The sequence below is a fragment of the Brevundimonas sp. genome, from assembly GCF_041688735.1.
Classification (GTDB): Bacteria; Pseudomonadota; Alphaproteobacteria; order Caulobacterales; family Caulobacteraceae; genus Brevundimonas.
The window spans coordinates 37,897-49,982 of sequence record NZ_JBDNHO010000069.1 but is presented as its reverse complement, the minus strand read 5'-3'; the positions used below and the strand labels follow the sequence as shown (position 1 = coordinate 49,982).

General features: G+C 66.6%; 9 protein-coding genes. 1 reads left to right on the top strand and 8 read right to left on the bottom strand.

Going from position 1 to position 12,086, the window contains the following annotated elements:
* Positions 1–468: 468 nt before the first annotated feature.
* The 8 genes from ACESMO_RS07770 to ACESMO_RS07735 all read right to left on the bottom strand — a co-directional run bounded on the left by ACESMO_RS07770 (position 469) and on the right by ACESMO_RS07735 (position 8,614).
* Positions 469–951, bottom strand: coding sequence for a DoxX family protein (locus ACESMO_RS07770; protein ID WP_372707591.1), 483 nt, complete (start codon positions 949–951; stop codon positions 469–471).
* A 163-nt stretch (positions 952–1,114) separates the two neighbouring features.
* A complete protein-coding gene (locus ACESMO_RS07765) occupies positions 1,115–2,677 on the bottom strand; it encodes a protein adenylyltransferase SelO family protein (protein WP_372707590.1) in 1,563 nt (520 codons plus the stop codon).
* 2 nt (positions 2,678–2,679) lie between these two features.
* A complete protein-coding gene (locus ACESMO_RS07760; RefSeq protein WP_372707589.1) occupies positions 2,680–3,102 on the bottom strand; it encodes a Na+/H+ antiporter subunit G in 423 nt (140 codons plus the stop codon).
* Positions 3,099–3,380 carry a K+/H+ antiporter subunit F gene (locus ACESMO_RS07755; protein WP_372707588.1) on the bottom strand — a complete coding sequence of 94 codons (282 nt, stop codon included), beginning with the start codon at positions 3,378–3,380 and terminating at the stop codon, positions 3,099–3,101. The genes ACESMO_RS07760 and ACESMO_RS07755 overlap by 4 nt, the downstream gene beginning before the upstream one ends.
* Positions 3,377–3,868, bottom strand: a complete 492-nt coding sequence (locus tag ACESMO_RS07750) for a Na+/H+ antiporter subunit E (RefSeq protein WP_372707587.1) — start codon at positions 3,866–3,868, stop codon at positions 3,377–3,379. Before ACESMO_RS07750 ends, ACESMO_RS07755 begins: the two co-directional genes overlap by 4 nt.
* Positions 3,865–5,406: a monovalent cation/H+ antiporter subunit D gene (locus ACESMO_RS07745; protein ID WP_372707586.1), complete on the bottom strand. Its 1,542-nt coding sequence runs from the start codon at positions 5,404–5,406 to the stop codon at positions 3,865–3,867. Before ACESMO_RS07745 ends, ACESMO_RS07750 begins: the two co-directional genes overlap by 4 nt.
* Positions 5,403–5,744 (bottom strand): Na+/H+ antiporter subunit C, encoded by a 342-nt coding sequence (locus ACESMO_RS07740; RefSeq protein WP_372707592.1) that lies wholly within the window; start codon positions 5,742–5,744, stop codon positions 5,403–5,405. The genes ACESMO_RS07745 and ACESMO_RS07740 overlap by 4 nt, the downstream gene beginning before the upstream one ends.
* Before the next feature lie 2 nt (positions 5,745–5,746).
* Positions 5,747–8,614 (bottom strand): monovalent cation/H+ antiporter subunit A, encoded by a 2,868-nt coding sequence (locus ACESMO_RS07735; RefSeq protein WP_372707585.1) that lies wholly within the window; start codon positions 8,612–8,614, stop codon positions 5,747–5,749.
* A 437-nt stretch (positions 8,615–9,051) separates the two neighbouring features.
* On the opposite strand from ACESMO_RS07735, the gene ACESMO_RS07730 reads away from it, so the two are divergent.
* Entirely contained in the window at positions 9,052–11,682 is a 2,631-nt protein-coding gene (locus tag ACESMO_RS07730) for a TonB-dependent receptor (protein WP_372707584.1), read from the top strand.
* Positions 11,683–12,086 lie beyond the last annotated feature (404 nt).

The window sequence follows — 12,086 nt, the reverse complement described above, 5'->3', positions numbered from 1 at the left end:
GACAGCGGGAAATATGGCTTGATCCGACGCATCTGCTTGTTCGTCAGCCAAAACAGATCACTCATGACAGGCTCCTCCTGCCACCAGTGAATCAGATCGCCACGACCGTGTGAATCCCTTTAATGGGTCCTGAGCCTAGCGCCAGAGTTCCGTGGAAGCGCTGGGCGTCGACAACCCCAGCGTCGGCTTTCCACCCAACTAGGTCATCCGGAATGTCCGCTCGTCGTCGGGAATAGCGACCAGCGTCAATCGACGTTCAGGTGTCGTTACCCGCAGCCCTGCCGCCGTCGTTCCGGGGCTGGGACCGGCGTTGCCGGGAACAGAATCCGGAACCCAGGGGGCTGGACCCGGCAGTCGAGAGGGTGGCGGACGGCCGAGTCCGGACATCTGGGTTCCGGGTTCCGCTGCGCGGCCCCGGAATGACGGGTTTGGGAGAAGGTGAGCGGCTCTGCTGACTGTCGATTGGGCCTAACGGACCTCACGCGCCCGGAACCAGACCACCGGCGCGGTCATGGCGATCAGGACCAGATTGGTCACGGCCGGGCCGACGTCGGCGCCGGTCAGGTGCACGGCCAGCATCACGGTCTCCAGCGCCAGCAGGCCGCTGGCCGCGACCACCAGCAGGGCACGACCGTGCTTCCGGGACACCAGGGGTGCCAGCAGCAGGACGGCCAGGATGATTTCGGAGACGCCGAGGCCGCGCACCATGTTCTGGTCGACGAGGGCGGGCCAGCGCATCAGTGCGACCAGATTGACGAGCGGCTCGCTGAGTTTGGCGTAGCCGGCGGCGACGAAGAACATCGCCAGCCAGCCCTGGAGCGTCCAGAGGGTGAGATTGCGATAGCTGGCGTTCAGACGCGAGCGTGACGGGGAGAGGGATTGGGAGGTCATGGTCTCTACGCCGGGAAGGACGCTCTTGTGATTGGCAACAGTGGCGATTTCGGATCGCATCAGCCATCCCGCAAGGGCGCGAAACGTGACCGTAACCATCCGTGACCGCCTTCTGAGAGAGCTGTGGGGCCGAAGCGTGGCCGTATGCACAATTCCCTGTAATGCGAGCAAGGTTGAAGGGGGGTTAAGGCCGGCCCGCGGACGCCCTGCTCCCAACCGGCTGTCAGCCGCCCGCCGGGCCCCACGCAGTTCCGGCCTGGCGCAGACGCTCGAGCTTGGTCGTCAGCAGACTCCAGTCGTCGCTTGAGTCGATGGCGGCCCAGATCGCCTCGACCTCGTCGATCAGCATTTCCTCGGGCTCGGGCCGCGAGAACATCGGCTGCTCCAGCCGCTCGGGGCGGTCGGGTTCATGCTCGAACAGGGCGAAGCGGAAGGCGTCGAAGGTCTCGCCCTGATAGAGTTTGCCGCGTGGCCCGCCCAGCGCGCGGGCCGACGAGGCGAAGCCGCCGAACCAGTCGAAGAACAGCGGCTCCCAGCGCAGCGCCTCTCCGCCCTGGCGCAGCATGGCGAGGGCGGTGTCCAGCAGGCGCTGGTCAGCGGCCTCGCCGAGGCTCAGGACGCCCAGTCGCGTCAGGAAGGCGGCCCTCAGTTCGCGGATATAGGCCGGGCCGAAACCGTTCAGGGCCTCGGTCAGGGGTTCGGCATCGGCAACCAGCTTCAAGGCTCCGCCGAGCTGGGTCAGGGCCCAGAACACCGCCTCGGGCTGGCGGGCGAAGGCGTAGAGGCCGGTCCGGTCGAAATAGGCGGCGGTGAAGCCGGGCTCATAGTGCGGCAGGAACCGCCACGGGCCGTAGTCGAAACTCTCGCCGGTGACGTTGAGATTGTCGGTATTCAGCACGCCGTGGACGAAGCCGGCGGCGATCCAGCGGGCGGTCAGGCGCGCCGAAGCCTGGACCACCGCGCCCAACAGACCGGCCACGTCGCCGCCGGCGACGTCAGGGTGATAGAGGGCACGCGCGTGCTCGACGAGGGCGGCGACCATGTCGGGCCGCTCCAGATACGCCGCCCGCTGGAAGGTGCCGAAGCGGATATGGCTGTGCGAGAGCCGCGTCAGCACGGCCGAACGCGTCGGCGACGGCTCGTCTCCGCGCTCGAGGGCCTCGCCGGTCTCGATCAGCGAGAAGGCGCGGCTGGTCGGCACGCCCAGCGTTTCCAGCATGGCGGCGGCCAGCACCTCGCGCACGCCGCCCTTCAGCGTCAACCGGCCGTCTCCGGCCCGCGACCACGGCGTCTGGCCGGATCCTTTTGTTCCCAGGTCGAGGAGCCGACTTTTGGGCGCGCTATCGCTCGCGACGCGGTCGCTCTCTGCTTGAGCGCCGAAGGGCGCGCTATCGCTCGCGACGCGGTCGCTCTCTGCTTGAGCGCCGAAGGGCGCGCTATCGCTCGCGACGCGGTCGCTCTCTGCTTGAGCGCCGAGGGGCGCTTCGCGCATCTGGGCCGCGAGAAAGCCGCGGCCGTCGCCCAGATCGGGATTGTAGGTGCGGAACTGGTGGCCGTGATAGCGCATGGCGATCGGTCCGGGCTGGCCCGGCAGCGGCTCGAACCGGCCGAAATGGGCGATCCATTCGGCATCGGTCAGCATCTCCAGCCCCACGCTCGCGGCCGCGCGGTCGTTGCGGACCCGCAGGATCGTCTGCGGAAAGTCCGCCGCCCGGACCGGATCGCCATAGTCCTCGCCCAGATCGGGGAAACGCGGCTCGGGGTGATAGGCGGGGGAGACGGGCAAAATCAGTCCCGCGGAAGATTCGGTAGTTTGGCGGGCTCGGCGGCGCCGCCCTGGAAGGTCGCCCAGTCCCCGCCGTCCGGCGGCACCGGCAAGCCCGAAACGATGTCGTCGGTCGGATTGGCATCGATGCCATGCCCCTGACGATGCAGATGCGCCTTGGCGATCATATTGGCCGAGATGGGCGCCGTCAGCAGCAGGAAGATCGTGATCAGCAACTCGTGCGCCGACCAGGCCTGCCCCGAGGCCGGGAAATAGACCATCGAGGCGATCAGGCAGCCTCCGACGCCCAGGGTGGTGGCCTTGGTCGGACCATGCAGCCGGGTCATCAGGGACGGCAGCCGGGCCAGGCCCCAGGACCCGACCAGGGTGAACGCCCCGCCGAAGACCAGCAGGACGGCGATGAGAATTTCTGCGGCCAGGCTCATTCGACGATGTCTCCCCGAAGCAGGAATTTGCAGTAGGCGACCGTGGCCACGAAGGCGACCATGGCCAGCAACAGGGCCGACTCGAAATAGGTCGCTGTCGCCTCGGCAACACCGAACAACATGATCAGGGCGATGACATTGATCGTCAGGGTGTCGACCGCGAGGATGCGGTCCGCCGAGGTCGGACCCCGCACCAACCGGAACAGGCTGAGCAGGATCGCCAGACTGACGCAGGCCAGGGCGAAGGCCAGCGACCAGGACAGGATTGAGCCGGTCATCGGAACACCTTCAGCAGACGGGCCTCATAGCGTTGTTTGATGCGCGCGACCTCGGCCTCGGGGTCGGCGACGTCGAGGGCGTGAACCAGCAGGGCCCGGCCGTCGGCGGAGACGTCGCTGCTCACCGTCCCCGGGGTCAGGCTGATCGTGCCGGCCAGCACGGTGATGGCCTCGGCGGAGCGCAGTTCGATCGGCACCACCAGCCAGCGCGAACGCAGGTCGCGGTTGCGCCGGGTCAGGATGATCCAGGCGACATGGAAATTGGCCACGACAATGTCGAACAGGACGATCGCGAGATAGGCCATCAGATCGGGGCCGAAGCGGATACGCGGCCGGTCGGGCCAGTAGCGGCTGGTGATCAACGGAATCAGCACTGCGAACACCAGGGCCAGAAACAGCGCACCGAAGCTCAACTCGTTGACCAGCAGCATCCAGAACACCAGCAGCAGGACGCTCAGGGCCGGGTGGGGCAACAGACGGCGGATCATCGGCGGCCTCCCGCGGTCTCGCCGAGGACGGCGGCGATATACTGCTGTGGCTCGAACAACTGGGCGGCGGTCGCCTCGGTATAGGCCGTCACCGGCCCGCCCAGCACAGTCAGGGCCGCCAGCCCCGCCAGCAGGCTGGCCACCGTCAGCACGCCGGCCGTCCGGCCGCGCAGGTCCCGCTGAGGTATCTCACCTTCGATCGAGGCGCTCTTCCAGAATATCCGGCTCCCCGCGCGGGCGAAGGCCAGCACCCCGATCAAGGTTGTGATCAGGATCGTCGCCCAGATCCAGGCCGCCTCCGGTGCCGCTCGCACGCCGTCGAGGATCAGCAGCTTGCCGATGAAGCCCGACAACGGCGGCAGGCCGACGACGCCGATCGCCGCCAGCAAGAACAGCCCGGACAGCAGTTCCGACTGACAGAACCGCGGGCCGACGGTCAGGGCGTCCCCGTGCTGGCCCCGCCGCTTGGCGATCAGATCGACGACAAGGAACAGGGCCGCCCCCGCGAGGGTCGAATGCAGCACATAGTAGAGGGCCGGGCCCATGGCCTCGACTCGGAAGACCGAGATGGCGCTGAGCAACACACCCATCGAGCCGATCACCGACCAGGCGGCCATCTCCCTGAGAGTGCGGGCGGCGAACAGGCCGAGGAAGCCGACCACGATCGTGATCAGGGCCGCCGGCAGCAGCCAGGGCCCGGCCAGGAAGGCGAGCGGGCCGGCGTCCTCGCCGAAGATCAGGGTTCCCGTGCGGATGAGGGCATAGGCCCCGACCTTGGTCATGATGGCGAACAGGGCGGCGACGGCGCAGGTCGTCGCCGCATAGGCCCCGGGCAGCCAGAAATGCAGCGGGACCAGCGCCGCCTTGAGGGCGAACACCACCGTCAGCATCAGGCCCGCAGCCGCGATCAGCCCCTGGTCTCCCGGCGGCGCGGCTGCGATTCGAACCGCCAGATCCGCCATGTTCAGCGTGCCGGTGACGCCGTAAAACAGTCCGACGCCGACCAGGAACAGGCTCGAGCCGACCAGGTTGATGACGACATAGTGCACGCCCGCCTTCAATCGCTGCGGACCCTGCCCGTGCAGCAGCAGGCCATAGGAGGCGATCAGCAGCACCTCGAAGAAGACGAACAGGTTGAACAGGTCGCCGGTCAGAAAGGCGCCGTTCAGGCCCAGCAGCTGGAACTGGAACAGGGGGTGGAAATGCCAGCCCTTGCGATCCACGCCGGTGACCACGGCATAGATCATGACCGCCAGCGCCAGGACTGCGGTCAGCAGCAGCATCATGGCCGACAGCCGGTCCAGCACCAGCACGATGCCGAATGGTGCGCGCCAGTTGCCGAGGGCATAACTCTCGGTCGCGCCGCCCGCGGCGTGAACCGTCAGAGTCGCGGCGATGGCGACGAGCGCCGCACACGAGCCGAGCGAGATCAGGCGCGAGAGGGCCAGCCGGTGCCTGAGGGCCAGCAGGGTGACCGACCCCAGCACCGTCGGCAGGATCACAGCGGCGACGACGAGGGTGGAGATGGCGGGGCTCACGGCCGGTCCCCCCCGCCTTCGCGTCCGTCGACCTGGTCGGTGCCGATCTCGAGGTAGGTCCTGAGCGCCAGCACGACCACGAAGGCGGTCATGCCAAAGGCGATGACGATGGCGGTCAGCACCAGGGCCTGGGGCAGGGGATCGGTATAACTCTCGGCTGCCTTGTCGTAGATCGGCGGCCGGTTAATCACGAGCCGTCCCATGGCGAACAGGAACAGATTGATGGCGTAAGACAGGAAGGCCAGTCCCAGCACCACCGGGAAGGTTCGCCCGCGCAGCACCAGATAGACGCCGGCGGCGGTCAGAACGGCGATGGCCGAGGCGACGAGCAACTCCAAGGTCATCGGCCGGCCTCCGTCGGCGCGGCGGCCGGTTCGTTGCGCCCCGGATCGACGTCCATGGCCGTCAGGGTCTCCGACGGCGGCTGCTTCTCGGCCCGCTGGGCGACCTGTGACAGTTGGGCCAGGGCCAGCATCACCGCGCCGATGACGGTCAGGGCCACGCCGATGTCGAACAGTATGGCCGTGGCCAGCTCGAACTCTCCGATCAGCGGCAGGCTGAAATAGTCAAAGGCGCTGGTCAGGAAGGGAGCCCCGAACGCCATCGCGCCGAGCCCGGTGAGCGCGGCGATCAGCACCCCGGCCCCGATCATGGAGTGGTGGTCGGCGCGCAGGCGCTGGTCGGCGAAGGTGAAACCCGAGGCCATGTACTGCATCAGGATGGCGATCGAGAAGACCAGGCCGGCGATGAAGCCGCCGCCGGGCTGGTTGTGTCCACGCAGGAAGATGAAGAGTCCGACCATCACCGCCAGCGGCAGCAGCAGGCGGGTGGCCACGACCACCATCATCGGATGGTGTTCGGGCGACCGCACCGTGTCCGGCTTCCAGCGGTCCAGCCGCCGGCCGCTGGCCCCCATCTCGACACTCTCCAGCATGGCGAAGATGCCGAGCGCGGCGATCCCCAGCACGATAATCTCGCCGAAGGTGTCGAAGCCGCGGAAGTCGACCAGGATGACGTTGACGACATTGGTGCCGCCACCGCCAGAGTAGGCATTGTCCCAGAAATAGCCCGAGATGCTGTCCAGCGGCCGGGTCATAACCGCCCAGGCGGCACCGCCAACGCCCAGACCGGCGGCCACCGCGACCCCGCCGTCGCGAATTCGCCGCCATGGCCGGCTCTCGACCGGTGTCTCCTTGGGCAGCAGGTTCAGCGCCAGCAACATCAGCAGAATGGTGACCACCTCGACCGAAATCTGCGTCAGGGCCAGGTCCGGGGCCGACAGATGGACGAAGGCCAGGGAGATGATCAGGCCGATGATGCCGATGTAGATCAGCGAGATGTAGCGCGCCCGGTGGGTCAGGACGACCAGGGCGGTGGCTGTGACGAGGGCGATCCAGGCCACCACGGCGACGGGCGAAGCGGGCACGCCGGCCCGGCGGCCGGCGACGTAGTCTCCGGTCAGAAAGCCCGCAAAACCCACCACGACGGCGGTCCCGATCAGCGCCGCCATCGCCCGCTGGAGCGAGCCGTTTTGAAGCGCGTCGACGCCGCGTCTGCTGGCCACTGCGGCCGACGCAACGGCTTGGTCGAACAAGCATTTGGCGTCGGGCAGGCGGGCGGCGATCCACAGCCGCTCCAGCCGCCTGTGGTTCATCAGGGCCAGAACACCGAGGCCGATGGCGGCGAGGCTCATGAACAGGGCCGGCTTCACCCCATGCCAGAGCGCAAGCTCGACATAGGGCAGCGCGCCGTTGGTCACCGCGCCCGCGACCCGGTTCACCAGCGGTCCGGCCACGAGGGCGGGGGCCAGGCCGATCACCACCACCAGGGCCGCCAGCACAGCCGGCGGGCCCCAAAGACCGATGCCCGGATCGTGCGGCGTCTTCGGATAGTCGTCGCGGCGCGGTCCGAAATAGACGTGCACAATATAGCGCAGGGAATAGGCCACCGACAGCGTCGCCCCCAGTGTAGCCAGCACCGGAAAGACCCAGGCCTGGCCGAGCCAGCTTGTGTAGGTGGCCTCCGCCAGCATCATTTCCTTCGAAATAAAACCGTTCAGCGGGGGGAAGCCGGCCATCGACAGGCCCGCCACCAGCGCCAGCGTGCCGGCTATCGGCATCAGGCCGAACAGCCCGCCCAGCCGTTTGAGATCGCGGGTTCCGGCCTCATGGTCGACGATGCCGGCGTTGAGGAACAGGGCGGCCTTGAACGTGGCGTGGTTGATAATGTGAAACACCCCGACCAGCGCCGCCATCGGGGTGCCGATGCCGAACAGCATGGTCAGGAACCCGAGGTGGCTGATGGTCGAATAGGCGAGCAGGCCTTTCAGATCGTCCTTGAACAGGGCCACGCAGGCGGCGAACACCATGGTCACCAGGCCGGTGGTGGCCACGATCAGGAACCAGGCCTCGGTCCCCGCCAGCACCGGCCACAGCCGGGCCAGCATGAAGATACCAGCCTTCACCATCGTCGCCGAATGCAGATAGGCGCTGACAGGCGTCGGCGCGGACATGGCGTGCGGCAGCCAGAAATGGAACGGGAACTGCGCCGACTTGGTGAAACAGCCCACGAGGATCAGCAGCAGGGCCGGCAGGTAGAGCGGCGAGGCCTGGATCGCCTCGCCCTGCTGCAGGATCACTGTCAGGTCATAGGAGCCGGCGATATTGCCGAGGATCAGCAGCCCCGCGATCAGGGCCAGACCGCCGCCGCCGGTGACGAACAGCGCCATCCGCGCGCCCTGCCGCGCCTCGGGCAGATGCCGCCAGAAGCCGATCAGCAGGAAGGACGTCAGACTGGTCAGTTCCCAGAAGATCAGCAGCAGCAGAATGTTGTCTGAAATCACGATGCCCAGCATCGCGCCCTGGAACAGCAACAGATAGGTGAAGAACCGCCCCATCGGATCGGCCGCCGACAAATAGAAACGGGCATAGACGATGACCAGCAGGCCGATGCCGAGGATCATGCCCGCGAACATCAGCCCCAGCGGATCGAGGAACAGGCTGGCGTTCAGCCCCAGCGCGGGAATCCACGGCACACTGGCCTGGATCGTCTCGCCCGCCATCACCGTCGGCACCATGCTGGCCAGCACGATCAGGGCCGTAAGCGTCACCGCCCCTGCGGCGAGGGCGGCGACGTTCCGGCCGAACCGAATGGCAAGGGCTGGAGCCAGGGCCCCCAGCAGAGGCAGAAGAGCGAGTACAAACAGCAAGTATCGGCCTCGGAATCGGGGGCAGGCGGGGCGCTACCCGTCCTTGTTAGAACGTGACGGCTACGATTTCTCCCCCGCTTGAAAAATTGTCGCAGTCCGAGTCGGTGCCGGACGGCGGGGCCGCGATCCCTACACCGCTTCATCGGCCGGGAAGCTCGGAGATTGTGCGGATTTTGCCCACCCGCGACCGGATACTGCGGAATAGCGGGCCAATATTGACGTAAGGTCATCCGCTTTTGTCGCTTTTACGTCACAGTCACGGCCGGGGCGGGGCGGAAACAGGGCCGCGGCGAGCGTGGCTGCTTGTGGGTATGCGCGGCTTGGACTACGCCGGAAGCTGGTTTTCCGCGCTCCGCAAGAAGAGTTCGGACCAGGGATCAGGAAACGCCGCGGTCGACCGTCGCTGACGGAGTCCCGGCCCATGTCGGGGAGCGACCATGCGCCTTACCAACCTTCTTCGCACCACTGTGTCGGCGGCCGTCGTCGGTGCCTGCGCCTTCGGCTTCGCCGGCGTCGCCTCGGCCCAGTCGGCACCAGAGGAACGCGCGACGACGATCGACGACATCATCGTCACCGCCCAGAAACGCGAGCAGAACCTGCAGGACGTGCCGATCGTGGTCACCACCCTGTCGGCTGAAACCCTTCAGGACGCCGGCGTGCGCGACATCAAGGACCTGCAGATCCTGACGCCCGGCCTGGTGGTCACCTCTACCTCGTCGGAAGCTTCGACCACCGCCCGCATCCGCGGCGTCGGCACCGTCGGCGACAACCCCGGCCTGGAAAGTTCCGTCGGCATCGTCATCGACGGTGTTTATCGCTCGCGCAACTCGGTCGGCTTCGGCGATCTGGGCGAACTTGCCCGCATCGAAGTCCTGAAGGGTCCGCAAGGCACGCTGTTCGGCAAGAACACCTCGGCGGGCGTCATCAACATCATCACCCAGGCGCCGTCGTTCACGCCTGGCTTCAATGCCGAGATCACCGGCGGCAACTATGGCCAGTTGGGCGTCTCGGGGTCGGTGACCGGCCCGATCAGCGACACTCTGGCCTTCCGCCTCTACGCCGGACGTCGCGTGCGAGATGGTTTCTACGAAGTGAACACGGGCGACGGCCCGCGTCCCGAAACCACGGACAACAACTCGGACTACGGCACCGTCCGCGGACAACTGCTGTGGTTGCCGAACGACAACACCTCTATTCGCCTGATTGCCGACTATTCGACCCGCGACGAGTTCTGCTGCGCCGCCGTGCAGATCCGCACCGGCCCGACCTTTCCGTTCATTGACGGGCTCTCAATCGGCACGGGGCAAACCCCGCCGGCCGCCGGCTTCGGTCCGCTGCCATTCACGCGGCAAGCCTTCACCAACCGTTCAACCTATCAGTCGATTGAGGATCGCGGTATCTCGCTTGAAGCCAACATCGACATCCCGTCCATGTTCGGCGGCGCGACGCTGACCTCGGTCACCTCGGCCCGCAAGTGGAGCACCTCGAACGGCCAGGACGCCGACTTCACTGGCGCGGACATTGCCTACCGCGTCGAGGACGGACAGTTTGGCGCCACCGTCGATAACCTGACCCAAGAACTGCGTCTGGCCGGTTCCAGCGATCGCCTTGACTGGCTGGTCGGTTTCTTCGCCACCAAGGAAGACATCGAGCGCGGCGACACCTTCTACCTGGGTGCCGACTACACGCCGATGTTGTCCTTCCTGCTGTCGGCTGCGTTCAATGCCGGGAACCCGGCCATTCCGATCAGCCCAGGCATCATCGGCTGCTTTACCCGCCCCGGTCAGACCGCCGCCTTCCTCGGCGGATGCCTGGGCACCGGCGGCAGCCAACCCGTCGCCAGCCCGCTGGCCGCGACCGGCCCTGTGTTCACCGTCGGGCAGACCTTCAACGATGACTACACGCAGGAATCGACGTCCTTCGCGTTCTTCACCAACAACACCTGGCGCGTGACCGACGCTTTCGACATCACGTTGGGCCTGCGCTACACGATCGACGACAAGAGCCTGGAAGGAACGCAGGTCAACACCAACGGCAACGGTGCGACCTGCAACGCGGCCCTGGTCAACGCGGCCGCCATCGGCGGTGTGTTTGGCGCCGCTGCCCCGGGCATCATCGGCCGTTTCTGCCTGCCGTGGACCAACTCGGCCTTCAACAACCGCGTCGTCAACGAACAGACGGACGACGGTGAACTGTCGGGCACGATCAAGGCCGCCTACCGCCTGAACGACCAGATCTTGACCTATGTGTCCTATGCCCGCGGCTACAAGAGCTTCGGCTACAACCTGGATCGGGTGCAGACCGGAATCACGCCGGCCGCCTCGCTGTTCTTCCCGTCCGAGATCGTCGACAGCTACGAAGCCGGGGTGAAGACGACGCTGCTGAACCGCACCCTGCTGCTGAACGCCACCTACTACGATCAGACATTCTCGAACTTCCAGCTCAACACCTTCCTCGGCACCTCCTTCGTCGTCGAGACCATCCCCGAGCTGACCTCGCGCGGCGTTGACGCCGACTTCGTCTGGTTCAGCCCGATCGAGGGCCTGAGCTTCCAGGGCGGCGTCACCTACACCAAGGCCGAGTACAGCGACTTCACCGCCGCCGACCTGTTCAATCCTGGCAACTTCCCGCAGCTGTCTCTGCTGCCGGGCGCAACGGCGTCCTTCGCGCCCGAGTTTTCGGGCTCGCTCTCGATCAACTTCGATCGCGGCATCGGCAACGGCCTGCGCACCGGCTTCAGCCTGGCCGCCAAATACATGGACGACTACAACACCGGCTCGGACCTGCTGCCCTTCAAGCTGCAGGAAGGCTTCACGACAGTGAACGGCCGGATCATGCTGGGCACGGAAGACGAGCGCTGGACTATGGAGTTCTTCGTCCAGAACCTGACCGACGAAGAGTACACCCAGGTCACCTTCAACGGCTTCCTGCAGGGCGACGCCTTCCCCAACCGGACGACCGCCCAGCCTAACGGGACCTTCTACAATCCGGCGACGGACACCCAGACCTACAACGCCTTCCTCGGCGCCCCGCGCACATATGGCGCGACCCTGCGCTTCAAATACTAGCACCGACCGTCCCAAGGCGGACGACGGAGCCGGCCGGGGGCAACCCCGGCCGGTTTTCTTTTGGCCGGCGCGCGCTTCCCGCAGCGAGGGACGAACCCGAGGATCGCCGTATGAGCGGAACCCTCAGAGTGGGTATCGGCGGCTGGACCTGCGCGCCGTAACGCGGGGTATTCCAGCCCTGGCCATGGAGCCAGAAGCGCAAGCTGGAGTCCGCGTCCGGCAAGCCGGCCTCGATCAAGATCAACGGCACCTGTTTTTACGGCTTCGGGCCCGAGACCTGGATGATGTGGCGCGCCGAGGCGCCGGAGCGGCCGTGCATCGAACAGGAAACCTCTGATCTCAGATACGCGCGTCCGATGTCGAGCCGCGAGGACGAGCCGACCGGTATGACCGCCGAGCTCGAC